The sequence below is a fragment of the Nocardia sp. NPDC050406 genome (genome assembly GCF_044459025.1).
In the GTDB taxonomy this organism is placed as follows: domain Bacteria; phylum Actinomycetota; class Actinomycetes; order Mycobacteriales; family Mycobacteriaceae; genus Nocardia.
Window position 1 is genome coordinate 106,865 of the sequence record NZ_JBITIM010000002.1, and the last position, 23,365, is coordinate 130,229.

The 23,365-nt window shown below is 67.9% G+C and carries 25 protein-coding genes; 18 read left to right on the forward strand and 7 right to left on the reverse strand.

Annotation, left to right across the window (positions count from 1 at the left end):
- Positions 1 to 27: 27 nt before the first annotated feature.
- The gene (locus tag ACIBH2_RS14000) at positions 28 to 765 is read right to left on the reverse strand and encodes an SDR family NAD(P)-dependent oxidoreductase (protein WP_397117259.1); all 738 of its coding nucleotides are present in this window, start codon (positions 763 to 765) and stop codon (positions 28 to 30) included.
- Positions 766 to 868: 103 nt separating this feature from the next.
- Between ACIBH2_RS14000 and ACIBH2_RS14005 the strand changes: the two genes are divergently transcribed.
- The 8 genes from ACIBH2_RS14005 (at position 869) to ACIBH2_RS14040 (ending at position 10,243) form a co-directional block, all read left to right on the forward strand.
- On the forward strand, positions 869 to 1,693 hold the full coding sequence (locus tag ACIBH2_RS14005; protein ID WP_397117261.1) for an alpha/beta fold hydrolase: 825 nt from the start codon (positions 869 to 871) through the stop codon (positions 1,691 to 1,693).
- A 126-nt stretch (positions 1,694 to 1,819) separates the two neighbouring features.
- On the forward strand, positions 1,820 to 3,172 hold the full coding sequence (gene mshA, locus ACIBH2_RS14010; RefSeq protein ID WP_397117263.1) for a D-inositol-3-phosphate glycosyltransferase: 1,353 nt from the start codon (positions 1,820 to 1,822) through the stop codon (positions 3,170 to 3,172).
- The gene (locus tag ACIBH2_RS14015) at positions 3,169 to 3,705 is read left to right on the forward strand and encodes a YbjN domain-containing protein (protein WP_397117265.1); all 537 of its coding nucleotides are present in this window, start codon (positions 3,169 to 3,171) and stop codon (positions 3,703 to 3,705) included. Before mshA ends, ACIBH2_RS14015 begins: the two co-directional genes overlap by 4 nt.
- 17 nt (positions 3,706 to 3,722) lie before the next feature.
- The gene (locus ACIBH2_RS14020; protein ID WP_397117267.1) at positions 3,723 to 4,640 is read left to right on the forward strand and encodes an ROK family protein; all 918 of its coding nucleotides are present in this window, start codon (positions 3,723 to 3,725) and stop codon (positions 4,638 to 4,640) included.
- Between the two features lie 91 nt (positions 4,641 to 4,731).
- On the forward strand, positions 4,732 to 4,920 hold the full coding sequence (locus ACIBH2_RS14025) for a hypothetical protein (protein ID WP_397117269.1): 189 nt from the start codon (positions 4,732 to 4,734) through the stop codon (positions 4,918 to 4,920).
- A gap of 54 nt (positions 4,921 to 4,974) precedes the next feature.
- Complete coding sequence (locus ACIBH2_RS14030) at positions 4,975 to 5,712, forward strand: phosphoglyceromutase (protein ID WP_397117271.1); 738 nt, start codon at positions 4,975 to 4,977, stop codon at positions 5,710 to 5,712.
- A 299-nt stretch (positions 5,713 to 6,011) separates the two neighbouring features.
- Positions 6,012 to 8,060 (forward strand): CocE/NonD family hydrolase, encoded by a 2,049-nt coding sequence (locus tag ACIBH2_RS14035; protein ID WP_397117273.1) that lies wholly within the window; start codon positions 6,012 to 6,014, stop codon positions 8,058 to 8,060.
- 158 nt (positions 8,061 to 8,218) lie between these two features.
- Positions 8,219 to 10,243, forward strand: coding sequence for a CocE/NonD family hydrolase (locus ACIBH2_RS14040; RefSeq protein ID WP_397117275.1), 2,025 nt, complete (start codon positions 8,219 to 8,221; stop codon positions 10,241 to 10,243).
- Positions 10,244 to 10,247: 4 nt separating this feature from the next.
- Here the strand turns inward: ACIBH2_RS14040 and ACIBH2_RS14045 are convergent, their stop codons facing one another.
- Entirely contained in the window at positions 10,248 to 10,898 is a 651-nt protein-coding gene (locus ACIBH2_RS14045) for an NADPH-dependent F420 reductase (RefSeq protein ID WP_397117277.1), read from the reverse strand.
- Positions 10,899 to 10,986: 88 nt separating this feature from the next.
- Between ACIBH2_RS14045 and ACIBH2_RS14050 the strand changes: the two genes are divergently transcribed.
- From ACIBH2_RS14050 to ACIBH2_RS14060, 3 genes are all read left to right on the forward strand, one after another.
- Positions 10,987 to 11,418 carry a winged helix-turn-helix transcriptional regulator gene (locus ACIBH2_RS14050; protein WP_397117279.1) on the forward strand — a complete coding sequence of 144 codons (432 nt, stop codon included), beginning with the start codon at positions 10,987 to 10,989 and terminating at the stop codon, positions 11,416 to 11,418.
- Positions 11,419 to 11,625: 207 nt separating this feature from the next.
- Complete coding sequence (locus ACIBH2_RS14055; RefSeq protein ID WP_397117281.1) at positions 11,626 to 12,870, forward strand: sensor histidine kinase; 1,245 nt, start codon at positions 11,626 to 11,628, stop codon at positions 12,868 to 12,870.
- Positions 12,867 to 13,556, forward strand: a complete 690-nt coding sequence (locus ACIBH2_RS14060) for a winged helix-turn-helix domain-containing protein (RefSeq protein ID WP_397117283.1) — start codon at positions 12,867 to 12,869, stop codon at positions 13,554 to 13,556. Before ACIBH2_RS14055 ends, ACIBH2_RS14060 begins: the two co-directional genes overlap by 4 nt.
- A gap of 68 nt (positions 13,557 to 13,624) precedes the next feature.
- On the opposite strand, the gene ACIBH2_RS14065 is transcribed toward ACIBH2_RS14060, so the two are convergent.
- The 5 genes from ACIBH2_RS14065 to ACIBH2_RS14085 all read right to left on the reverse strand — a co-directional run bounded on the left by ACIBH2_RS14065 (position 13,625) and on the right by ACIBH2_RS14085 (position 16,556).
- Positions 13,625 to 13,948 carry a hypothetical protein gene (locus tag ACIBH2_RS14065; RefSeq protein WP_397117285.1) on the reverse strand — a complete coding sequence of 108 codons (324 nt, stop codon included), beginning with the start codon at positions 13,946 to 13,948 and terminating at the stop codon, positions 13,625 to 13,627.
- Positions 13,949 to 14,082: 134 nt separating this feature from the next.
- The gene (locus ACIBH2_RS14070) at positions 14,083 to 14,523 is read right to left on the reverse strand and encodes a hypothetical protein (RefSeq protein ID WP_397117287.1); all 441 of its coding nucleotides are present in this window, start codon (positions 14,521 to 14,523) and stop codon (positions 14,083 to 14,085) included.
- A gap of 13 nt (positions 14,524 to 14,536) precedes the next feature.
- Complete coding sequence (locus ACIBH2_RS14075) at positions 14,537 to 15,004, reverse strand: hypothetical protein (protein ID WP_397117289.1); 468 nt, start codon at positions 15,002 to 15,004, stop codon at positions 14,537 to 14,539.
- 2 nt (positions 15,005 to 15,006) lie between these two features.
- On the reverse strand, positions 15,007 to 15,570 hold the full coding sequence (locus ACIBH2_RS14080) for a hypothetical protein (protein WP_397117291.1): 564 nt from the start codon (positions 15,568 to 15,570) through the stop codon (positions 15,007 to 15,009).
- 125 nt (positions 15,571 to 15,695) lie between these two features.
- On the reverse strand, positions 15,696 to 16,556 hold the full coding sequence (locus ACIBH2_RS14085; protein WP_397117293.1) for a hypothetical protein: 861 nt from the start codon (positions 16,554 to 16,556) through the stop codon (positions 15,696 to 15,698).
- 65 nt (positions 16,557 to 16,621) lie between these two features.
- Here ACIBH2_RS14085 and ACIBH2_RS14090 point away from each other — a divergent pair, with 65 nt between their 5' ends.
- The 7 genes from ACIBH2_RS14090 to ACIBH2_RS14120 all read left to right on the forward strand — a co-directional run bounded on the left by ACIBH2_RS14090 (position 16,622) and on the right by ACIBH2_RS14120 (position 23,154).
- Positions 16,622 to 17,629, forward strand: a complete 1,008-nt coding sequence (locus tag ACIBH2_RS14090) for a hypothetical protein (RefSeq protein WP_397117295.1) — start codon at positions 16,622 to 16,624, stop codon at positions 17,627 to 17,629.
- Positions 17,626 to 19,569, forward strand: a complete 1,944-nt coding sequence (locus ACIBH2_RS14095) for a hypothetical protein (protein ID WP_397117297.1) — start codon at positions 17,626 to 17,628, stop codon at positions 19,567 to 19,569. The genes ACIBH2_RS14090 and ACIBH2_RS14095 overlap by 4 nt, the downstream gene beginning before the upstream one ends.
- Before the next feature lie 80 nt (positions 19,570 to 19,649).
- On the forward strand, positions 19,650 to 20,525 hold the full coding sequence (locus ACIBH2_RS14100) for a sugar phosphate isomerase/epimerase family protein (protein WP_397117299.1): 876 nt from the start codon (positions 19,650 to 19,652) through the stop codon (positions 20,523 to 20,525).
- Between the two features lie 102 nt (positions 20,526 to 20,627).
- Positions 20,628 to 21,527 carry a thioesterase family protein gene (locus ACIBH2_RS14105; protein WP_397117301.1) on the forward strand — a complete coding sequence of 300 codons (900 nt, stop codon included), beginning with the start codon at positions 20,628 to 20,630 and terminating at the stop codon, positions 21,525 to 21,527.
- Positions 21,528 to 21,585: 58 nt separating this feature from the next.
- Positions 21,586 to 22,404, forward strand: coding sequence for a pyrroline-5-carboxylate reductase (gene proC / locus ACIBH2_RS14110; protein WP_397117303.1), 819 nt, complete (start codon positions 21,586 to 21,588; stop codon positions 22,402 to 22,404).
- A 220-nt stretch (positions 22,405 to 22,624) separates the two neighbouring features.
- Positions 22,625 to 22,864, forward strand: coding sequence for a helix-turn-helix domain-containing protein (locus tag ACIBH2_RS14115; RefSeq protein ID WP_397120735.1), 240 nt, complete (start codon positions 22,625 to 22,627; stop codon positions 22,862 to 22,864).
- A gap of 188 nt (positions 22,865 to 23,052) precedes the next feature.
- Positions 23,053 to 23,154 carry a 30S ribosomal protein bS22 gene (locus tag ACIBH2_RS14120; RefSeq protein ID WP_003402602.1) on the forward strand — a complete coding sequence of 34 codons (102 nt, stop codon included), beginning with the start codon at positions 23,053 to 23,055 and terminating at the stop codon, positions 23,152 to 23,154.
- The last annotated feature ends 211 nt before the right edge of the window (positions 23,155 to 23,365 follow it).

Here is a 23,365-nt window from a genome sequence, read left to right on the forward strand (position 1 = left end):
CGTACGGATCCGGGCTCTTTCGCGATTTCAGCCGCGCCGGGCGAAGCGCCCCGCTTCGGCCTGATCGCGCGGCTTCACGATTATTTGATCGAGATTCACATGCGGCGGCCGCGAGGCCACGAATCCGATGATTTCGGCAATGTCCTGGGCGACAAGCGGATCGATACCCTTGTACACATTCGCGGCCCGCTCCTCGTCGCCATTGAACCGCACCAGCGAGAATTCGGTTTCGACAGCCCCGGGAGCGATTTCGGTGAGTCGCACCGGCTGGCCCAGGAGTTCGCCGCGCAAGGTCCGGTGCAATACCGCCTGAGCGTGCTTGGCGGTGGTGTATCCGGAGCCATTGTCATAAGCCTGGAAAGCCGCCACCGAGGTGATGGTGACAATGAGCCCATCGCCCGAGGCGATCAGTTTCGGCAGCAGCGCCTTGGTAATGCGCAGGGTGCCGAGCACATTGGTCTCCCACATCCAGCGCCAGTCGTCGAGATCGGCCTCGGCGACCGTCGCCAGCCCCTTCGCGCCACCGGCATTGTTGACCAGCACATTCACCTCGCCGATCGCATCGGTGAAGGCGCGCACCGACTCCTCGTCGGTGACATCGAGGGGCAGCGCCGTCCCGCCGATCTCCGCGGCCAGCTTCTCCAGTCGATCGACCCGACGGGCGCCCACGTAGACGTGATACCCCTGCTGGGCGAGTTCGCGGGCGGTGGCCTCCCCGATGCCCGAGCTGGCTCCGGTGACGACGGCGGTGCGCGTGCTGCTCATGAACCCGAGCCTAAATGGCGGCGGTTCGACGGCCCGCAGCGGCCAGAAAGCGAACGTGCCGGTCGGTAACAACGCCGAATCCGTGCCGGTTAGCCTGGCTGGTATGGCGATTCGTGAGGTGCTGAGCGCGGACGGAACAAACATCGTCTACCGGGTGGAGGGCCCGGACAGCGGGCGGCCGCTGGTGCTGCTGCACGGATGGGCCGGAAATCTGCGCTGCTGGGGCCGCGCGGGCGACCTGCTCGCCGAGACCTTCCGCGTCATCGCCGTGGACCTGCGCGGCCACGGCTACTCCGGGGCCCCGGAGACCGGCTACGACGATCCCGCGAACTGGGCCGCCGACCTGCACGCCGTCCTCACGGCCGAGGGCATCGACTCCGGCGCGGTCCTGCTCGGCTGGTCCTACGGCGGTATCGCACTCACCGACTACCTCGCCGTGCACGGCAGCGCCGCCGTCGCGGGCGTCGTCTACACCGGCTCGCTCGCGGGCATCGGCAAGGGCGTGCCCGGCGCCGAACCCGGCCCGGCCATGCAGAAGGCCATTCCGGATGTCTTCGAGGAGAGCGCCGGACGCGCCATGCGCGGCTTCGCCGCCTTCGGCAATGCCAATACCGGCCCGGGCCGCGACAAGGGCGGCGATGCCCAGCGCCTGTTCGGCATCAGCCTCGCCACCCGGCCCCGGGTGCGCAAGGCGCTGTTCTACCGCACCACCGACAACACCGAGACCCTGCGAAACTTGGATATCCCGGTCTTCGTACAGCACGGCACGGCCGATCCGGTGGTCCCGATCGAGAGCGGCCGCTACATCGCCGACACCGCGCCGAAGGCCACCACGTCCTACTGGGAGGACGCCCAGCACGGTCTGTTCATCGAGGATCCGGAGCGCTTCGTGGCCGAGATCACGACCTTCGCCGACACCCTCGCCTGACCACCGCGAACTCGACGCCGACCGTCCGGTTCCGTCAATCCGCCTACCCGAATTCCGTTGTGAACCAGGTCACTTGGTGGGGGAACTCATGTACGGAGGGTTTCCCGCCGCGTGCACACTGGATGAGTGGTGAGTCAACGTAGCGACCTACGGCCCGAGCGGATTGCCGTCCTGTCGGTGCATACCTCCCCACTCGCCCAACCCGGTACCGGTGACGCGGGCGGTATGAACGTCTACGTTCTCCAAACCGCCATCGAGCTGGCCAAACGCGGCACCGAGGTGGAGATCTTCACCCGCGCCACCTCCTCCAACGACGAGCCCGTCGTCGAGGCCGCGCCCGGCGTGCTGGTGCGCCACGTGGTGGCCGGACCGTTCGAGGGCCTCGACAAGCGCGACCTGCCCACCCAGCTGTGCCCGTTCGCGGCCGAGGTGCTGCGCACCGAGGCGCGGCAGCTGCCCGGCCACTACGACCTGATCCACTCGCACTACTGGATGTCGGGGCAGGTCGGCTGGCTGGCCCGCGACCGCTGGCGGCGGCCGATGGTGCACACCGCGCACACGCTCGCGGCCGTGAAGAATCTGCATCTCGCCGAGGGCGACTGTCCGGAGCCCGCCGCGCGGGAGATCGGCGAGAAGCAGATCGTGGCGGAGGCCGACCGCTTGGTCGCCAATACCGCCGAGGAGGCCCGCGAACTCGTCGAGCTCTACGGCGCCGACCCGGACCGCATCGACGTGGTGCTCCCCGGCGCGGATCTGACCCGCTACCGCCCGGGCGATCGCACCGCCGCCCGCATCGAACTCGGCCTCCCGCTGAATGAGCGAATTGTCGCTTTCGTCGGGCGAATTCAGCCCCTCAAGGCCCCCGACGTCCTGGTCCGCGCCGCCGCTCGCGTACTCGCCGACGAACCGGACAAACCCCTGCGCGTCCTGATTGTCGGCGGACCCTCGGGCACCGGCCTGGAACGCCCCGACGCCCTCATCGACTTGGCCGCCGACCTCGGCATCGCCGATCGCGTCACCTTCCTGCCCCCGCAGCCCCCGCACCGGCTCGTGCAGGTCTACCGCGCCGCCGATCTGGTCGCGGTGCCGAGCTACAACGAATCCTTCGGACTGGTCGCCATCGAGGCCCAGGCCAGCGGCACCCCGGTACTGGCGGCCGATGTCGGCGGCCTCGGCACCGCCGTCCGCGACGGCGTCTCCGGTCTGCTGGTCCCCGGTCACCGCACCGACGACTGGGCCGCCGCGCTGCGCTCGCTCATCGACACCCCCGCCCGCCTACGCGATATGGGCGCCGCCGCGGTAGATCACGCCGCGAACTTCTCCTGGGCGCACACCGCCGAAGGCCTGCTCGCCAGCTACTCCGCGGCCCTGGCCGGATTCCGGGACACCCGTACTCGAAGGAGTACGGTCGTCACCGACAGCAATCAGGCCAGATCGCGGGCGCTGTGGCGGCGTCGGATGGGAGCAGTTCGTCGATGACCGACCCGACCTTGCCCGGCTCGCCCATGAGCGACACCGCCCGCGCCACCGCGCGACTCGTCGACGAGACCCTGCGCGAGCGCGAGATCGAGTACACCCGCGAGCGCGAGGACATGTTCGTCGCGATCCTGCCGGGTGAGCGCAAACTCAAGACCAATGTCATTGTCACCGTGGGCCATCACGGCGTGCGCATGGAGAGCTTCGTCTGCCGCAAGCCGGACGAGAACTTCGAGGGCGTCTACAAATTCATGCTGCGGCGCAATCGCCGCCTCTACGGCGTGGCCTACACCCTCGACAATCTCGGCGACATCTACCTGGTCGGGCGCATGTCCATCGAGTCGGTCACGCCCGACGAACTCGATCGCTGGTTCGGTCAGATCCTCGAGGCCGTCGACGCCGACTTCAATGTGCTGCTCGAACTCGGTTTCGCGGAATCCATTCGCAAGGAATGGAAGTGGCGGGTCTCGCGCGGGGAATCGCTGAAGAATCTGCGCGCCTTCGAACATCTCGTCGATTCCGCCGACCAGCCCTAGCCACTCGGTAGGCTGCGATGGTGCTGCTGGCGCTGGATATCGGGGCGACGAAATTCGCTGCCGCGACGGTGGATTCGGAGGGGATGGCACAGGACGTGCGGCGCATCCAGGTACCGGAGTCCGGTGTCTGGGAAGCGTGCCGCGACCTGCTGCTTTCCGTCGCCGCCGGTGCGCCGGTGAGCGCCGTCGGCATCGGCTCGGCCGGACCGGTGGATGTGCGCACCGGCACCACCGGACCGATCAATATTCCGGAGTGGGCCGGTGGCTTCGATATCGAGAAGGCCGTCCGAAAGCTGTTCCCGGAGGCCATAGTTCGCTTCGCCATCGACGGCGTGTGCCTGGCCCTGGCCGAACAGCGCTGGGGCGCGGCGCGCGGCAAGCCGAATGTCCTGGCGCTGACCGTCTCCTCGGGTATCGGCGGCGGCATCATCACCGGCGGCCGGGTGGTCATCGGCCGCACCGGCAATGCCGGACATATCGGCCACATCATCGTGCCCGGCAACGAAGAGCCTTGCGCCTGCGGCGGTTTCGGCTGCGTGGAGGCCGTGGCCAGCGGCCCGTCCTCGGTGCGCTGGGCCCGCCGCCAGGGCTGGCGCGGCGGTACCGGCATCGAACTGGCCGCCGCCGCGACCGCGGGAGACGAGACCGCGATCGCCGCGCTGCGTCGCGCGGGAACCGCACTCGGCGTGGCGGTTTCGTCCGCGTCGGCACTGCTCGACACCGACCTGGTGGTCATCGGCGGCGGGTTCGCCCAATCCGGCGAACACCTCTGGCGGCCCCTGCGCGATACGGTCGCGGCACACGCCCGGCTCACCTTCACTCGAGGCCTGCACGTGCTGCCCTCCGAACTCACCGATCAGGCCACCCTCGCCGGTGCGGCCCTGCTCGCCTTCGATGCCGCCGAGGACGCACCCGGCGACTGCCTGTCCTTCTGACGACCCGCTGACACCCGCGCGGAGCTGCGGTTTCCCGCTGACGCTCAAGCGTTTACGACGAATCGCGGAATTCGGCGCTACCGTGGCGTTCGTGATCACGGGTGAATTCGCGCCGGGCGATGTCGTCTACATCCCCGAGGGCCCCTTCCACGGACTGTGCGGAGTCGTCCGCGAAGTGGATGCCCAGCGCGCCCAGCTACGGCTGCGCATTGCCCTGGGCTACAAGTGCGACGGCCTGCAGGACCTCACGGTCGATTTCGACGAGGTGGAGTGGGCCTGAGACCCGCCACAGGGTCTCGATCGCGGAGGAAACCGCACGTGGGAAGATGGCCCCATGACGTACACCCTCGTACTGCTGCGCCACGGCGAGAGCGAATGGAATGCCCTCAATCTGTTCACCGGCTGGGTGGATGTGCACCTGACCGAGAAGGGTGTCGCCGAGGGCAAGCGGGCCGGGCAATTGCTGGCCGAGCAGGGCATCCTGCCCGATATCGTCTACACCTCGCTGCTGCGTCGCGCCATCTCCACCGCGAACAACGCCCTCGACGCCTGCGACCGCCATTGGATTCCGGTGGTGCGTGATTGGCGGCTCAACGAGCGCCACTACGGCGCGCTGCAGGGCAAGAACAAGGCGCAGACCAAGGAGCAGTACGGCAACGAACAGTTCATGCTGTGGCGTCGTAGCTACGACGCCCCGCCGCCGCCGATCGAGTCGGGCAGCGAGTACAGCCAGGACGGCGACGCCCGCTACGCCGGTATCGACGTGCCGCTGACCGAATGCCTCAAGGATGTCGTGGCGCGCATGGTCCCGTACTGGGAGGACACCATCTCCAAGGATCTCCTCGCGGGCAAGACGGTTCTGGTTGCCGCGCACGGCAATTCGCTGCGCGCGCTGGTGAAGCATCTGGACGGCATCTCCGACGAGGACATCGCCGAGCTGAACATCCCGACCGGCATTCCGCTCAAGTACGAACTCGACGAGAATCTGCGCCCGGTGGGCCCGGCCGTGTACCTGGATCCGGAGGCCGCGGCCGCCGGTGCCGCCGCCGTGGCGAATCAGGGTGGTAAGTAGGACGATTCGCTGGGCATTTCATGCCCGGTGCGAACGCGCTGTGATCGAGGCACTCGATCACAGCGCGTTTTTCTTTGCGTGGATTCGCTTTTCGAACCATCACCGGTGGTCAGGACCAACTGAGGGCACGTGACTTAAATCACGTTACGTCGCCGTAAGGTATTTGGCGGTCTACCTCGGAATTCAATTTGCCGCACTGTTGCCCGTTTTTTGGAGTAACAGTAACCGGAGTTTGCAACTTACTTGCGAGTAGATAAACTCCAGACCGTTCGCTTTGTTCGAGAGGTAGATCACGTTCAATGAAGCACGCGCTCCGGGCCACGGTGGCGGTTGTCGCCGCCGCGGTCCTGGTTCCCCTGACCGGGATCACCGCCGCGGCGGCTCCCACACCCATCGGACCCGACGGCGGTGCGGCCGGTAGTGCCTGGACCGCCGCGCACGACGGGTCGCAGCAGTACCCGAACGTCTTCATCGAGTGGGACGTGCCGATCACCATGAGCGACGGCACCGTTCTCAAGGGCAATGTCTACCGCCCCGCCGATGCCTCGGGTCGACCCATCGACACCCCGACGCCGACGGTCGTCAATATGACGCCCTACACCAAGCTGGTCTCGAACCTCGGTGACAGCGCGCTGGCCATTCCGGGCCTGTCCGATGCCCTGCTGAACTTCTTCCGCCAGGTCAATCTGTCCGGCACCCCGATCTCGGGTCTGGGCGAGCTGATCAACGGCGCGGGCAACGGCCAACTCCGCAACTTCACCGTGGACCGCCAGCTCATCAAGTCCGGCTACACGCAGGTCGTCGTGGACGTGCGCGGAACCGGCTTCTCCCAGGGCGAATGGGATATGCTGCGCGACCGCGAGCAGCAGGACACCTACGAGGTCATCGACTGGGCGTCCAAGCAGGGCTGGTCCAACGGCCGCATCGGCATGAACGGCATCTCCTACTCGGCCATCAACCAGGTGCAGGTTGCCGAGAAGCAACCGCCCGCGCTGAAGGCCATCTTCCCGGTGGTGCCCGGCAGCGACCTCGTCGACGATGTGCTCGCACCGGGCGGCGGCTTCGGCTTCAACTTCATTCCGTTGTGGCTCAGTGCCATCAACGGTCTCAAGTGGGTGCCGGATCTGGCCTCGATCGCCAATGGCAAGTTCGACACCCAGTGGTTGCAGGACCGGATCGACAATCCGTTCACCTACCTGGATGTGCTGATCTCGGCCTACACCAGCCAGAAGATGGGCGATCTCGATCCGCGCGTCACCCAGATGCTGAGCGACGATTCGCCGGAACGCCGTGCGTGGCTGGGTGATCCGAGCCAGATCCAGGCGGCCACCTTCGTCTACGGCGGCTGGCACGATCTGTTCACGTACTCGGAATCCCAGATCTACAACGACATTCAGCTGCCGCCGGGCCAGAAGCAGCTCATGATGGGCAATACCTACCACGTGAGCTCCGGTGCCGATGTCGGCGGGCCGGGCGCTCCGCCGCGACTGGATGTGTTGCAGCGCGCGTGGTTCGACAAGTGGCTCAAGGGAATCGACAACGAGATCGACTCCTACGGTCCGGTGACCCTCAAGCAGCAGGGTGGCGGCTGGATCACCCAGGGCGGCTTCGGCGACTCCGCGCCCGCGTCGCAGCAGTCGGAGTACCGCCGCATGTACCTGTCGTCGCGGCCCAGCGGCACCGCCGACAGCGTGTACGACGGCTCGCTCACCAGCGAGGGCAGTGACTTCGCGCGACTGAGTGTGTCGCCCGGTCTGACCACGCTCTGCTCCAATGACGCGGCACAGGCGACGGCGGGTGTGCTCTCCATCATCGACGCCTGCGCCAAGGACTCCCGGATCGCGGAGACCAATGCGCTGACCTTCACCAGCGAGCCGGTCGCCGAGGCCACCACCATCTCCGGTCCGATCGCGTTGCACCTCGAGACGGTGCAGGACGCCGCCGACGGCTACTGGACCGCCACCGTCAACGACGTCGCCCCCGACGGCACCTCGACCGTGCTGACCTCGGGCCAGCTCATGGCGTCGCTGCGGCAGGTCGACGAATCGCTGAGCAGCCGCTCCGCCAATGGGGACTACACCGACCCGCGCGCCTTCACCGACCTGGACATGCGCGAGCCGACCGTCCCGGGCGAGGTGACCACCCTCGATATCGCCCTGTCCGGCACCGAGGCCGTGCTGCAGCCCGGCCACCGGCTGCGGGTGGATGTCTTCGCGGGCAACTTCCCCAAGGGCCTGCCGATCATGCCGATGCTCCTCGATACCGGTTTCAAGCCGCAGCATGTGCAGCTGGACCCGAATCGTCCGAGCTTCGTGAATATTCCGGTCCGCGGACGCACCGGCTGGTGAGTTCGTAGATCGGGTGCGAAGGAGCCCCGGGTGCGCACAATGGCGTGCGCCCCGGGGTTTTTCGCATGGTGCCCCCGGTCGGGGCCCGAGATTTGTGCTGTTTCACGAAATTTCGGGGAATCGGTCCGCAGCTGTCTGGGACGACTTAGCGTGAACCGGTGCGGTTCCTGCTGAAATCCATGGTCGCGGCGCTGGCCGCCGTCGCGTTGACTCCCTTCGTATCACCCACCGCCGGTGCGCAACCCGATGGCGGTGCGGCCGGTGCCGGGTGGGCCTACGCGGAGGACGGTCCACAGCGGTTCCCGAATGTGTACATCGAATGGGATGTGCCCATCACCATGAGTGACGGCACGGTGCTGAAGGCCAATGTGTATCACCCGGCCGATGCCTCCGGCGCACCCGTCGCGGAGCCGACGCCGACCATCGTGAACTTCACGCCCTATACGAAACTCGGTTCCATGATCGGGGATTCGGCCTTCTCGATCCCCGGGCTGTCGGACCTGATCGTGCAGTTGGCACGGAATATCGACCTCACCGGTACGCCGTTCTCGGGGCTCACCGATCTCACCAAGGCCCTCGGCGGGGGACTGTTGCGCACCTTCACGGTGGACCGCAACCTGATTCGCTCCGGTTATACACAGGTCGTTGTGGATGTACGTGGAACCGGGTTCTCCCAAGGGATCTGGAATCTGCTCGGGGAGCGGGAACAGCAGGACACCGTCGAGACCATCGACTGGGCGGCCCGGCAACCGTGGTCCACGGGGGATATCGGCATGACCGGTGTCTCCTACTCGGGGCTCAACCAATTGCAGGCGGCGGCGAAGAGTCCACCCGCGCTCAAGGCGATCTTCCCGGTTGTGCCCAGCCGCAACCCTTTTCGTGATCTCGTCGCGCCCGGCGGGGCGGTCGGCGTCGCCTTCATGCCCATGTGGCTTGCCGCCGTGAACGGCGGCAAGCTGGTCCCCGATCTGGTGTCGCTGGCCCAGGGCCGGTTCGATATGAAATGGCTCGCGGACCGTTTGGCCGACCCGTTCACCTTCGTGGACGCGCTGCTGGAAGTGTTCACCCAACCCGAGATCGACGCGCTGAGCCCGAAGATCCAGGCGCTGCTCGACGCCGAGAGCCCGATGCGGCAGGCGTGGGAGACCGATCCCGAGGCGATCACGGTGCCCACCTTCATCACCGGCGGCTGGCACGATGTGTTCGTCGCCTCGCAGGCCGACGTGTACCGGCGTATTCCCTTGCCGCCCGGACAGAAACAGCTGCTGGTCGGCGACGGCTACCACATCTCCAACGGCAACGAGTCCGGGCTGCCCGGCCTGCCGCCGCGCATGGACGTACTCCAGCGCGCGTGGTTCGACAAGTGGCTCAAGGGAATCGACAACGGAATCGACTCCTTCGGACCGGTCACCGCGAAGCAGCAGGGTGGCGGCTGGGTGACGCTGCCGTCGTTCCCGCAGCCGGGTATCGAGTACCGGCGCATGTACCTGTCCGCCGCCCCCAGCGGCACCGGCGGGCACAGCGTGCACGACGGCTCGCTGTTCCCGGCTCCGGGCGGTGGGCTCGACACCCTCACCGTCGCACCGGGTCTCACCGGATTGTGCTCGCGTGACGCCGCGCAGCAGTTGATCGGCCTCGTCTCCGTCTTCGACGCCTGCGGCAAGGACTCGCGGATCTGGGAATCCAACGGCCTCACCTTCACCAGTGCGCCGGTCGCCGAGCCGACCACGATCTCCGGGCCGATAGCGGTGCGGCTCAACACCGTTCACGACGCCGAGGACGGCTACTGGACGGTGACCGTGAACGATGTCGCCCCGGACGGCCGGTCGACAGCGCTGTCGACCGGCCAGCTCGTCGCCTCCCTGCGCGAGCTCGACGACGCGCGCAGCACCCGACTTCCGAACGGCGACTACACCGACCCGGTGCCGGACCTCTCGCTCGACACTCGGCAGCCGACGCAGCCGGGAGTGCCTGTGACGCTGGATATCTCGGTGGCGGGTATCGAAGCCGTGTTGCAGCCCGGGCACCGGCTGCGCGTGGATGTCTACGCGGGCAATTTCCCGAAGGGCCTGCCGCCCACCGCGATCACGGTCGATACCGGGTTGAAGCCGCAACATCTGTTGCTGGACCCGTCCGCGCCCAGCTTCGTGAACATTCCCGTGCGCGGGAACCCGGGCTGGTGACGGGTCAGTCGGCGTCCGCGACGGCGAAGGCGCTGTCGAGGGGCGGGACCATGGCGCGGAAGTCGTTGCCCGCGAACCATTGTCCGACGACGAAGGCCGCCGTGGCCTCGAGGTAGCGCGCCTGCCCGAGGCCGCCCGCCCGGATCGGGCGCAGGCCCAGATCCGTCACCAGAACGGCGACCCGGTCGACCGCGGTCGGGTCGTCCCCACACAGCGGTACGGCCAACGATCGACCGTCGAAGGTGCGCTGTGTGGACTCCCACAGCTCGGCCGCGCAGACATTGAAGGCCTTCACCACGTGCGCGCCCGGAGCCTCGGCCGCGATCCGTTCCGCCACAGCCGGTTCGGCGAGCGCGAACGCGCCGTCGTCGGGTTGGAAGGCATTGGTGCAGTCGATGAGCGTGCGGCCCTCCAGCCCGCCCACCTCGCGCAGTACCTCGCTCAGCGCGGCGACCGGCAGCGCCAGCAGGATCACCTCGCCGAACTCGGCCGCCGCCCGCATGCCGCCCGCCGCGGCGCCGGAGCCGATCGCCCGCGCCGCCTCGGCCGCGCGCTCCGAAGTCCGTGCGCCCACGAACACCTCGTGCCCGGCCGCCGCCCAGCCACGCCCCAGCGCCCGTGCCATCTGCCCGGCCCCGATGATTCCGATTCGCATAACCACTCCTTGGTCGTCTCGACGGCATCGACGGTAGGAATTCCGATAGGCACCCCCGGGTGCCCGAGGCCGCTGGCACCCTGGAACCGTGACCAGCCAGACCGACGCCGCGCCGAGGGAATCCGGGGTCGCCACACCGGATTCGGTGCGGCCCGTGGAGTTCGCGCCCTACGGCGACTTCGAATCCGACTGTCCCGCCCGCCTGATCCTGGACCTGCTGGACAACTCCTGGCTGCTGGTGATCGTCTACACGCTGCGCGAGGGGCCCAGGCGTCCGGTCGAACTGCGACAGGCCATCGGCGGCATCAGTCAGAAGATGCTCACCCAGACACTGCGGCGGATGGAGCGCATGGCGCTGGTCGAACGCCGTCGCTTCGCCGAGGCGCCCCCGCGGGTGGAGTATTCGCTGACCGCGGCGGGGCGGGATCTGGTGCCGCCGATTCTGGCGCTCGGCGCGTGGGTGGATCGCCACGGCGACACGGTGCGCGCGTCGATGTTCGGAGGTGATGTGGACGACTAGCCCGTACCCACTCCTCATGCCCGATATGTCCGACCTGTACTGATAGCCCGATACAGGACCGGCAGGTAGGGCCGCGATTCTTCCGCAACCATCCGTTCCGAACATTGCGTGAACGGATGGCTAACGCGCGCCGAAGTGGCCGTGACCTGCGTGAAACTTCCCGCACCCGGGGTTTGGCCACCCGTTGGCGACCGTACGATTCAGAGTGTGAGCGTTCCACAGGCCGTGCTGTTGGCAGTCCTCGCGGCCGTCGTCGGGTTGGCGGTGGGCGGACTGCTCATCCCGTATGTGAATGCCCGGCAGGCGCGGCGAGCGGCCGACGAATCGGGTCTCACCATGTCGCAGGTGCTCGATCTGATCGTGCTGGCCTCCGAGAGCGGTATCGCCGTGGTGGACGAATACCGGGACGTCGTGCTGGTCAACCCGCGTGCGGAGGAGTTGGGCGTGGTCCGCGACCGCTTGCTCGACGAGCGGGCCTGGGTGGCGGTGCAGGAGGTGCTCGCCAGCGGCGAGGACGTCGATTTCGATATCACCGCCAAACACCCCATGCCCGGGCGCGCCCGGCTGGCGGTGCGCGGCGTGGCCCGCCCGCTCTCGCGCGACAACTCCAATTTCGTGGTGCTGTTCGCCGACGACGATTCCGAGCAGGCGCGCATGGAGGCCACCCGCCGCGACTTCGTGGCAAACGTGTCGCACGAACTAAAGACGCCCGTCGGGGCCATGAGCTTGTTGGCCGAGGCGCTGCTGGAATCGGCCGACGACCCGGATTCGGTGCGGCACTTCGGCGAACGGCTGCACGGCGAGGCCCGGCGCATGGGCAAGATGGTCACCGAACTCATCGCGCTGTCGCGCCTGCAAGGCGCCGAGAAGCTGCCCGAACTCGAGGCCGTGCCCGTCGACACCGTGGTGGCCCAGGCCATCGAGCGCTCCAAGACCGCCGCCGAGGCCGCGGGCATCACCGTGAGCACCGATCGCGACAGCGACCTCGAGGTGATCGGCGATACCACCCTGTTGGTCACCGCCCTGTCCAACCTGGTGGAGAACGCCATCGCCTACTCGCCGCGCGGCTCGCACGTCTCGGTGAGCCGCTCGCTGCGCGGCGGGTACGTGAACATCGCCGTCACCGACCGCGGCATCGGCATCGCCAAGGAAGATCAGGAACGCGTGTTCGAGCGGTTCTTCCGGGCCGACAAGGCGCGCTCGCGCGCCACCGGCGGTACCGGGCTCGGGCTGGCTATCGTCAAGCACGTGGCCGCCAACCACAACGGCGAAGTCACCCTGTGGTCCAAGCTGGGCACCGGGTCGACGTTCACGCTGCGCATTCCGGCCCACCCCGCCAGCGGCCCGGTGGGCGACAAGAGAATTCCCGCCGGGACTCCGGTGGGCAAGAAGGAAACCGGCCCGCGCCCCGCAGGGCGGGCCAGAACGAACGGTGTGGAGGCAACCCGATGACGAGAGTGCTGATCGTCGAGGACGAGGAGTCGCTTGCTGATCCGCTCGCGTTCCTACTGCGCAAGGAAGGGTTCGAGGTCACCGTGGTCGGTGACGGGCCCTCCGCGCTGTCCGAATACGACCGCACCGGTGCGGATATCGTCCTGCTCGACCTCATGCTGCCCGGTATGAGCGGCACCGATGTGTGCAAGCAGCTGCGCCTGCGCGGCAGCGTGCCCGTCATCATGGTGACCGCGCGCGACAGCGAGATCGACAAGGTGGTCGGGCTCGAGCTCGGCGCGGACGACTATGTCACCAAGCCGTACTCCTCGCGTGAGCTCATCGCCCGCATTCGCGCGGTGCTGCGCCGCGGCGTGGGCGAGGAGGTCGACAACGGCGGCGAGACCAGCGTGCTGGAGGCCGGTCCGGTGCGGATGGACGTGGACCGGCATACCGTCCAGGTCAACGGCAAGGCGGTCACCCTGCCGCTCAAGGAGTTCGACCTGCTCGAGTACCTGCTGCGCAACTCCGGCCGCGTGCTCACCCGAGGACAGCTCATCGACCGCGTCTGGGGGGCCGACTACGTCGGTGACACCAAGACCCTCGACGTGCACGTCAAGCGCCTGCGCTCCAAGATCGAGGCCGATCCCGCCAAGCCGGAACACCTGGTGACCGTGCGCGGACTCGGCTACAAGCTCGAAGCGTAAGTCCCCCAGAACGATTCGCGCCCGCTTCGGTTCCTCGAAGCGGGCGCGAGCGGTCGGTGGGGTCGGTGTCAGCCGAGCGAGCTCCAGGCCTTGCCGAGCGGGGTGTCCATGGGCTTGAGCCAGATGCCGCCGAAATCGTCGTCCTGCGCGCACTCGTAGAGCCCGGTGGCGATATCGCCCTTGCACGCGATCGTGCGCGAGGTGCCGTGCGGGCTGATGATCAGCAATTTGCCGTTCTTGGCGGCATCGAGGGCGGCCGGATCGTTGTACGGCACGAAATTGGCGGTCTGGTCATTCCACTGCGTGGGATCGATATCCGCGCCCGCGTTGGGAGCCAGGGCCAGCGCGGCTCCGGCGGCCAAAGCCACGGCCACGATCGTCTTCTTGATCATGGAGCGAATGTCTAGCAGATCCCGGTGAATTCGCAATGGCTTGCCGATGACCTCCACGCTGCGAACACCTCACCCCGAGGTCACCACCTGCGAACTCGCGGAAACCTCGATTTTCCTCACATTCTTAGGTCGGCCTAACTGCTCCCGAAGAGTCCGGACAGCGCCTTGCCCGCGCTGCCGGTGCCGCCGCCCGGATCGGTCGGGTCGCCCGGATCGGGATTCGACGGATCGGTGACCATCACCTCGATGGTCTTGGTGCTGCCGCCCTGCGAACACGTGATCAGGTGGCGGCCGGGGGTTTTCGGGGTCCAGTTCAGGTGGGCCTCGCCGACCGGCCAGGGGACTTTCGGTCCGCTGATGTCCTCGCCGTTGTCGCTCCAGTAGACGAGCAGGCCGATGCCCGCGCCGGAAAGCTTTGCGGTCAGGGCGTATTCGGTATCGATGACGTGATTGCTGCCGGAGACGGTGATGGCGTCGACCGTCGCGCTGGCCTGCGGAGCGGCGAAGACGGAGACGACCGCGGCCGTCGCGAAACCCGCTATGCCCGTGCCTATCCGGCGGGAGAAAGTATTCATGGGGAGTCCGTTCTCACTTGGTGGTGCCGCTGCTGCCGCTGCCGAGCGGTCCGCCGGGGCCGAATCCGCTGCCGGAACTCGAACTGCCCGAGCCGAGCGGCGCTTCCTTCACGTCCACCACCACCGATTGGTGGGTGCCGCCCTGTTCGACCGTAATGATGTGCTGCCCAGCGGTTTCCGGCTTCCAGGTGATGCTGGAATGCCCCGGCGGCCAGGGCACCTTGGGGCCGCCGATGAATTCGCCGTTGTCGCTGAAGTAGACGAGCAGGCCCACCGACGCCCCGCCGAGCGTGGCGGAGATCGTGTACTCCGAGCCCACGCGGAACCCGGATCCTTCCACCGTCACCGTCTCCACCGCCGCGTAGGCGGAAGGAGCCGCCAGCACGGCGACGGCCGCGACCGCGGCGAACCCGGTGAGCCCCAGGCCCGCTCGCGCGGTCCGCCGGAACGGGGTGCTGCTCATATCGCTCTCGCTTCCCATGTCTAGCTGCTCCCGAACAGCCCCGACAGCAGCCTGCCCGCGCTGCCGGTGCCGCTCCCACTACCCGCGCTCCCGGTGCCGCCGCTGCCCGAACCGTCGGTGTCGTCGGGTTCGGTGGTCGGCGGCGGCTCCGTCGTCGTCGGGGGAGTCGTGGGCGCCGTGGTGGGCGGGGTCGTGGTGGTCGGCGGCGTGGTCGTCCCAGCGCCGACATTCACCACGATGGACTGCGTGCTACTGCCCTGCGATGCCGTGAGTACGTGCTGCCCAGGGGTTTTCGGCACCCAGTCGATACTGGCCTCGCCCACCGGCCACGGCACCTTGGGTCCGCTGAAGTCCTCGCCGTTGTCGCTCCAGTAGACGAGCAGGCCGACCGACGCCCCGCCGAGGTCGGCCTTCAGCGTGTAGGTGTTGCCGACCCGGAAGTCGGAACCGGTGATGGCGATGGCCTCCACGGCCGCGTGGGCGGTGGGGGAGGGGCTCGTGAGGACCGCGGCGCTACCGGCCGCGACGGCGAGCCCGGCGAGACCGATGCCGAGGCGGCGTCGGTAGCTCGGGGTGTTGCTCATGGGTGCTCTCCTGTGCTGAACCCACATGGCGTGGGAATTCCGCACATTAGGTGAGAGCAGAAGTGAAAATATGCGATTTCAGAAAATCGACGGGAAGCCGGACCGGGCCCGGGCCTCGCCGCCCGTCAGCCGCGCTCCGCCTGCTCCTGTGCGATGGCCGTGGCCGGATGCACCGCCACGATCCCCAGCCCCTCGCGTCGCTTGCAGTGCCGCGCCAACTCGTCGTAGGCGGGCTGCCCGATCAGCTCGATCAGCTCCGGCGCGTACGCCTGCCACACCGGTCGCGTCCCCACATGGGCGTCCGGCGACCCGGTGCAGTACCAGTTCAGATCCAAACCGCCCGGCCCCCAGCCGCGCCGGTCGTATTCGGTGATCACGGTCTTGAGGATCTCCACCCCGTCCGGCCGCTCCACCCAGTCCTGCTCGCGCCGAATCGGCAGCTGCCAGCACACCTCCGGCTTCACGGTGAGCGGCTCCAGGCCCTTGCGCAGCGCCATCGTGTGCAGTGAGCACCCGATGCCGCCCTCGAAGCCGGGGCGATTGAGGAAGATGCACGCGCCGTCCACGCGACGGGTGCGCATGGCGGGTTCGTCGTCGAGCTCGTCTTCCTCGAGGTAGAGCCGTTTGCGCGGTTTGCCGTTCTCGTCGGTGCCCTCGGGCATGAGCTGCCAATCCTCGGGTGTGAGCATTTTCACAGCCTTGTGCAGCTTCTTGCCGTCGTCGGCGTCGGAGAGGAAGGCCCCGTGCGAGCAGCAACCATCGTCGACGCGGCCCTCGATGATGCCCTGACACGCCGGGGTGCCGAATACGCACGTCCACCGCGACAACAGCCAGGTCAGGTCCGCGGCGATCAGATGCTCACTATTTGCCGGATCGGCGAACTCGATCCATTCCCGCGGGAAGTCCAGCTCGACCTCGGGAGTTGGATCGATCTTCGCCGCTGCTCGGAGCCCAGTGGGCCCGCTCGCGGATGCGCCTGCCGTCACAATGCCGAACGCTAACAGTTCGGTCGCCATGCCTGAAGGGCCGCCACACCCGTTACCGTGTTCTTGTGCGGCTCGGTGTACTCGATGTGGGAAGCAATACCGTCCACCTGCTGGTGGTGGACGCGCATCGTGGCGGCCACCCACTGCCGATGAGCTCGACGAAGGCCACCCTGCGGCTGGCGGAGAGTATGGACGACAAGGGCCGGATCACCCCCGAGGGCGCGTCGCGGCTGACCCGTACCGTCGGCGAATTCTCCAGCATCGCAAAGACTTCCGGCTGCGTGGAGCTGATGGCCTTCGCCACCTCCGCGGTGCGCGAGGCCACCAATTCCGAGCAGGTGCTCGCCAAGGTGCGGGCCGAGACCGGGGTGAACCTGCGCGTGCTGTCGGGCGTCGACGAGGCGCGCAACACCTTCCTGGCGGTGCGCCGGTGGTACGGCTGGAGCGCGGGCCGGATTCTGAATCTGGACATCGGCGGCGGATCGCTCGAAATGAGCAATGGGGCCGATGAGGATCCGGACGTCTCGCTCTCGCTGCAACTTGGCGCGGGGCGGCTGACCCGGGATTGGCTGCGCCACGATCCGCCGGGTAAGCGCCGGGTGGCGGTGCTGCGCGACTGGCTCGACGCCGAACTGGTGGCGCCGTCGAAACAGCTGCTCGAACCGGGTCGGCCGGATCTGGCGGTCGGCACCTCCAAGACCTTCCGCTCGCTGGCCCGCTTGACCGGTGCGGCCCCCTCTACCGCGGGTCCCCGCACCCGGCGTACGCTCACGAGTTCCGGTCTGCGGCAGCTGATCGCATTCATTTCCAGAATGACCGCCGCGGACCGGGCAGAATTGGAAGGCGTGAGTTCGGATCGGTCACAGCAGTTGGTGGCTGGCGCATTGGTCGCGGAGGCGAGTATGCGAGCACTGTCACTCGATACGCTGGAAATTTGTCCATGGGCACTGCGGGAGGGATTGATCCTGCGAAAACTGGATACCGACTTGGATAGCGAACCGATAGCTGGTCGTGCACAATCGGATGCTCGTCCGCCCGTCTCGGGCTCCCCGATCGAAACGGTAACTCGATGACCGAGGATTCGACCCAGCTGTCCGTCGCAGAACTGCTGGCCCGCAACGGGCAGCAGGGAGGCTCCGCCGGTGGCGGCGGGCGACGGCGGCGCAGCGGCCGCGGGCTCTCGGTGGCGGATCTGACCGGTGATGTTCCGATCGTGCCGGGCTCCTCTTCGCACGCCGCACCCGATGAGGCCGAGCCCGCGTCCGAACCCGCCGCGAGTGATTCGGACTATTCGAACTACTCGAATTATTCGGACTACTCGAACTTTTCCTACGAAACGCCGCAGCAGGATACGAGTTACTCCTACTCGACGCCGGATTCGGCGAACGAACAATCGCCGCTCTCCGGACCCATCTCCTATTACGATCCGCTGTCGCAGGTGGAGACGCCCTCCGCGCGCTCGCTATCCGAGCGGTCGGGGTACGACTGGAATTCGTCGGGCCAGATGGATTGGCCGCCAGCGGAATCCGAACAAAACGGACGAAACGGTGCGAATGGGTATGACGCGCCGAGCAATGGCTACGGCGCGAACGGTTATGCCGCACCGGTGAACGGGGCCGCGCAGGTCAATGGGCTCGCGCCGAGTGTCGACCGGCCGCAGGGCGGTCGACGCCGCAAGCCCGATCCGCTCTCTGATCCGCTGTCGCCGGTGGGGGATGTGGGATTCGGCGGTATCGGCGCGGAGCCGAGCGCCCCGCCCGCCGAGACCGGCGGCCGCCGCCGTCGCCGTTTCGACCCCGATGACGACACCACCACCGACGTCCGGCCCTTCCGCGGCGCCGAGGCGGGCGCCGGTCTGGACCTGCCGCCCTGGGGTGCGCCGAAAGCCGAACCGCTACCGAACAATTCGCCCGAAGCGAGCGCGGCCCCGCCCATGTCCCGGTCGGCGCGGCGGCATGCGGAGCGACAGGCCGAATCCGCGCGCGAGGCCGAGTCCTGGCACGGAGCGCCCCTCGACGACGAAGCCCGGCGGGTGGCCGAGCTGCCGCGCGGCGGTGGCGCGGAATCCCCCGCCCAGCGCGGAGCCGACTTCCCGCGCAATGGCGAGCCGCAGCGTGGCTTCGACTTCCCGCGCAACGGTGATCAGCGCGGTGCCGAGTTCGGTGGCGGTGCCGAGTTTCCGCGCAACGGCGAGCCGCAGCGCGGAGCCGAGTTCCCCCGCAAGGGTGGCGGCTGGCGCGGTGCGGAGCCGGTGCAGGGCGATCCGGCGCAGGCCGACGATCCCCGGCGCGGTGCCGATGCCCAGCGCGGCGAGCGCGCCGGTGCGGCCGCGGGCGGGCTGCCCGCCTGGTCCGCCCGAAGACGCCAGCCGACCGAACCCGACCGGGGGCCCGGGCCGCGATCCGACGATCGCGACGCGGGATGGCCTCTCGCACAACAGGATCAGCAGCTGCTCTCCGGTGAAACGGTTGCCGGTGATCTGCTGCGGGACGCACACGATCATGACGACGAGCCGAGGTCGCGCCGTGCGCGACGATCCGGCGAACGCTCCCTCGGCAAACGCGCCTTCGGGCGCAAATCGCGACCGGCGGAACCCGACGACATCTACGAGGGCGCGACCGATATCTACTCGCCGCTGCTCGACGAGGACGAATTCGCCGACGACGAGCGGCCTTCCATGGCCGAACGGTTCGGGGCCCTCGCCACGCGCACCCGCCGCGCCCGCCCGGCCAAGGAATCCGACGAGGACGAAAATCGTCGCCAATGGATGATTCTCGGCGGCCAGAGCGCCGGAGCGGCGATCGCGGGAATGTTGCTGTTCAAGGGATTCGAACGCATGTGGGAAATGCTCCCGTGGGTTGCCCTGGCCCTGGCGATGATCGTGATTCTCGGTTTGGTCGCACTCGTTCGCGTATTGCGCCGCACCGATGACATTTTCAGCACTGTGATTGCTGTCGTCGTGGGCGTCTTCGTGACGCTCGGACCGCTAGCCTTTCTACTCAGTACAACCTGAGCAGGGAGCGGGCAGTGGGGAACAACGGGCACACAGCGGGGGCTGAGCACGAAAACAGCGGGCGGCGTAGGGATATCCGCGTGGGCTTGTCCACGGCGTCGGTGTATCCGGAGAACACCGAGGCCGCATTCCGGTACGCGGCCGAACTCGGTTACGACGGTGTGGAACTGATGGTGTGGGCCGAACCCGCCAGTCAGAGTATTTCCACGGTGCAATCGTTCGTGCACAGATATCAGGTGCCCGTACTCGCGGTGCACGCGCCGTGTCTTTTGATCTCGCAACGGGTTTGGGGGTCGGACCCGATCGCGAAACTCACCCGCAGTGTGCACACCGCGGCGGCGCTGGGGGCGGCGACGGTCGTGGTGCATCCGCCGTTCCGGTGGCAGCGGCGCTACGCGGAGGGGTTCGCGAAGCAGATCATCGAACTCGAGGACACCAGCCCGGTATCGGTCGCCGTGGAGAACATGTTCCCCATGCGCGTGGCGGACACGCTGTTCGCGCGCGGCGAGGCGTCCATTCGGCGGCTGGAGCGCCGCGGCGGCCCCGGCCCCTCGGTGACGGCCTTCACGCCCTCCTACGACCCCACCGACACCGGCTTCCGGCACTACACCCTCGACACCTCGCACACCGCCACCGCGGGCGTGGACCCGCTGGCGCTGGCCGGTCGCATGGGGAGCGGTCTCACGCACCTGCACCTGGCCGACGGACGCGGTGCGGCCCATGACGAACACCTCATCCCCGGCGAGGGCACCCAGCCGCTGGTGGAACTGTGTGCCGCCTTGACCGACAACGGTTTCGCGGGCCAGGCGGTGATCGAGATCAATACCCAGAACGCCCGCACCACCTTCGACCGCGCCGCCATGCTGCACCGCGCGTTGACCTTCGCCCGCAGGCACCTCAACGGCCTCGACTCCGACGCCCCAGAACCCGAACCCTCCGGCGCGCGCCGCGGCTGATCCGGTCGCCGGTTCCGAGTGATTCACCCCACGGGAGGACCGATCGGTCCACATTGGCTTGTACGCTGTACAAACCGAGTGGGCAGCGAGGAGGAGCAGCGGATGTCTGTGGAGTCGGCCGTCGAACTGGAGCGGACGGACAGCGGTGCGGGCGAGGCGCCCTTCAGCCGCGTGTGCGCGGTGACCGCGATCGATTCGGGTTCCGAGGACACCGGTCGGTACAGCGGTGTCATCGAGCCGATCTGGACCATCGGGCCCAAGCTGCACGGCGGCACCATGGTCGCCGGGAGCGCCGCGGCGGCCGTGGCGTGGCTGCGCGAGACCGCGCCGGAACAGGCCGCCATGTTCCCCATCGCCGCCAGCACCGATTTCCTCGGCGCACCCGATCCGGGCGCGGTCGAGTACGAGGTCCGCACCCGCAAGCTGGGCCGTCAGATCTGTCTCGTCGACGTCGGTCTCGTGCAGGGCGGCCGCACCCTCGTGCACACCGCCTTCACCTTCAGCCACCTCGACGACATCGAGCCGGTCTACGCCCCCGACCGCGCCGAGGGCATGCCCGCCGAACCCTCCGCCGACGCCCTGCCCTACGACGAGAACAACCCCATGGGCAAGGTCGTGCACGTCGCCCAGGGCGCGTCGGTGGCCCTCGACGGCACCCGCGCGCCCTTCCTCACCGGCGGCAAGGGCGAGCCGGAACTACGCCTGTGGATCCGCCCCCGCGCCGCCGACGAGGCCGACGCCGACGTCTTCGCCTACTTCGCCATGATGGCCGCCGACATGAGCCCCCCGGTCCCCATGAACCGCGGCCACTTCGGCTGGGCCCCCACCGTCCAGATGACGACATACCTGCGCCGCCGCCCCACCCCCGGCTGGCTCCGAATCATCGCCACCGCCAAGGAGATCGGCGGCCGCATGTTCGACGAGGACCAACTCGTCCTCGACGCCACCGGAGCCATAGTCGCCCAAAGCCGCCAACTCGCCCTCATCCCACAGGCCCGCTGAACCCCGAGCGCGCGGGCGGGCGTCGCGGGGACATTCGTCCCCGCTAGCCTTGAAACTCATGACGAGGATTGCGGTGATCGGTGGAGGCCGGATCGGGGAGGCGCTGGTCGCCGGGTTGCTCGAATCCGGGCGGGCGAGCAAGGATTTGGTGGTCGCCGAGCCGACGGCCGTGCGTTCGGAGTTGCTGGGGGAGCGGTTCGGGGTGCGGGTTACCGATTCGGTCGCCGATGCCGCGATGGGCGCGGATGTCGTGGTGATCGCGGTCAAACCGCAGCATGTGGACGGTGTGCTCACCGATCTCGCCAAGGCGGAGCTCGGTGACGCCCTCGATCAGGTGGTGGTGTCGCTGGCGGCCGGTATCCCGATCGCCCGCTTCGAGGCCAAACTGCCCGCCGGATTCCCGGTCGTGCGCGTCATGCCGAATACCCCGATGCTGGTCGGGCAGGGCATGAGCGCCATCGCCCCGGGCCGCTACGCCCGCCCGGAGCAGCTCCAGCTGGTGACCGAGATGCTGGAGTCCGTGGGCCAGGTCGTCACCGTCGCCGAGTCCCAGATGGACGCCGTCACCGCCGTCTCGGGCTCCGGCCCGGCCTACTTCTTCCTGGTCGTCGAGGCCATGATCGACGCCAGCGTCAGCCTCGGCCTGACCCGCGACGTGGCCACCCGACTCGTCACCCAGACCATGCTCGGCTCGGCAGCCCTGCTGGACGAGTCCGGCCAGAGTGCCGTCGAGTTGCGGGCCGCGGTCACCTCCCCGGGCGGCACCACCGCCGCGGCCCTGCGCGAGCTCGAGCGCGGCGCGCTGCGCTCGGCTTTCCACGAGGCGCTGCACGCCGCGAAGAGCCGCTCCGCCGAAGTGGGCGGCACCGCCGACTAGGGCCGCGCGCCTCTGGTCGCGCCCTTTTTCGCCGGTCGATTTGCTGCGGCAACCGTCCGGAGCTTCAGCAACACCCCGACTCGCCCACGGCAAAGGCTGATTTCTCACACCCGTCGCAGCAACACCACTGGTCACGATAAGCTGCAAGGAGCACGTGCGTGTCTGTTCCGCCGGTGGGGAAGCTGGCGGCGCGGACGTGCCGGAGGTCAGTGGCGCAATGATGGGAAATAGCCAAGCGAGGTCCGGAAACAGCCCAGTAAACGCAGGGAACGTCATCGGCGGTGGAACCCAGTTCCTCACCGTCGCGGAAGTGGCGAATCTGATGCGTGTTTCCAAGATGACGGTGTATCGGCTCGTGCACTCGGGTGAACTGCCCGCGGTTCGGGTGGGTCGCTCGTTCCGAGTGCACGCGAAGGCGGTGCACGACTACTTGGAGACGTCCTACTTCGACGCTGGGTAAGAGGTACAGCCCCCGACCGGTTTCGTTCGCCGAACGGTGGCCCGGTAGCATGGACCGGCACCCTGTACGTGCCGGTGGTGCCGTCGGGTCTCCGTCGGCTCGGATCCGGGTAGGAGACTGTGCAGGGTCAGGAATGTGCTCCCCGCTCACGCGGGGGTGACCCGAGTAGAACGCGAGGAGCAACCCCTATGGGTTCTGTGATCAAGAAGCGCCGTAAGCGCATGTCGAAGAAGAAGCACCGCAAGCTGCTTCGTCGCACTCGCGTGCAGCGTCGCAAACTCGGCAAGTAAGCGCTGAGTCGTAACTGAAGCCCGTCACCGTCGGTGGCGGGCTTCAGTCATTTCGTCAGGTGACTGAAGTCATCGTTAGATCCTGGTTAATACTCTTCGATGACCCCCTGTTCGGCCGTTACTCTGAGAACGGCGGGAAAACAGAAATGGGGGCTTGCGAGTGGGATCCGGTGGGCCGAGCATCCGAGACGGGCATGCGCCCAAGGTTGTG

Bases quoted from the DNA above. Each gene is read 5' to 3' on its own strand.
- ACIBH2_RS14080 (WP_397117291.1), bottom strand. From the start codon at position 15,570: ATGAGCAACACCCCGAGCTACCGACGCCGCCTCGGCATCGGTCTCGCC.
- ACIBH2_RS14015 (WP_397117265.1), top strand. From the start codon at position 3,169: ATGACCGACCCGACCTTGCCCGGCTCGCCCATGAGCGACACCGCCCGC.
- ACIBH2_RS14075 (WP_397117289.1), bottom strand. From the start codon at position 15,004: ATGGGAAGCGAGAGCGATATGAGCAGCACCCCGTTCCGGCGGACCGCG.
- ACIBH2_RS14035 (WP_397117273.1), top strand. From the start codon at position 6,012: ATGAAGCACGCGCTCCGGGCCACGGTGGCGGTTGTCGCCGCCGCGGTC.
- ACIBH2_RS14000 (WP_397117259.1), bottom strand. From the start codon at position 765: ATGAGCAGCACGCGCACCGCCGTCGTCACCGGAGCCAGCTCGGGCATC.
- ACIBH2_RS14030 (WP_397117271.1), top strand. From the start codon at position 4,975: ATGACGTACACCCTCGTACTGCTGCGCCACGGCGAGAGCGAATGGAAT.
- ACIBH2_RS14045 (WP_397117277.1), bottom strand. From the start codon at position 10,898: ATGCGAATCGGAATCATCGGGGCCGGGCAGATGGCACGGGCGCTGGGG.
- ACIBH2_RS14115 (WP_397120735.1), top strand. From the start codon at position 22,625: ATGGGAAATAGCCAAGCGAGGTCCGGAAACAGCCCAGTAAACGCAGGG.
- ACIBH2_RS14020 (WP_397117267.1), top strand. From the start codon at position 3,723: ATGGTGCTGCTGGCGCTGGATATCGGGGCGACGAAATTCGCTGCCGCG.
- proC (WP_397117303.1), top strand. From the start codon at position 21,586: ATGACGAGGATTGCGGTGATCGGTGGAGGCCGGATCGGGGAGGCGCTG.
- ACIBH2_RS14065 (WP_397117285.1), bottom strand. From the start codon at position 13,948: ATGATCAAGAAGACGATCGTGGCCGTGGCTTTGGCCGCCGGAGCCGCG.
- ACIBH2_RS14070 (WP_397117287.1), bottom strand. From the start codon at position 14,523: ATGAATACTTTCTCCCGCCGGATAGGCACGGGCATAGCGGGTTTCGCG.
- ACIBH2_RS14060 (WP_397117283.1), top strand. From the start codon at position 12,867: ATGACGAGAGTGCTGATCGTCGAGGACGAGGAGTCGCTTGCTGATCCG.
- ACIBH2_RS14005 (WP_397117261.1), top strand. From the start codon at position 869: ATGGCGATTCGTGAGGTGCTGAGCGCGGACGGAACAAACATCGTCTAC.
- ACIBH2_RS14120 (WP_003402602.1), top strand. From the start codon at position 23,053: ATGGGTTCTGTGATCAAGAAGCGCCGTAAGCGCATGTCGAAGAAGAAG.
- ACIBH2_RS14095 (WP_397117297.1), top strand. From the start codon at position 17,626: ATGACCGAGGATTCGACCCAGCTGTCCGTCGCAGAACTGCTGGCCCGC.
- ACIBH2_RS14105 (WP_397117301.1), top strand. From the start codon at position 20,628: ATGTCTGTGGAGTCGGCCGTCGAACTGGAGCGGACGGACAGCGGTGCG.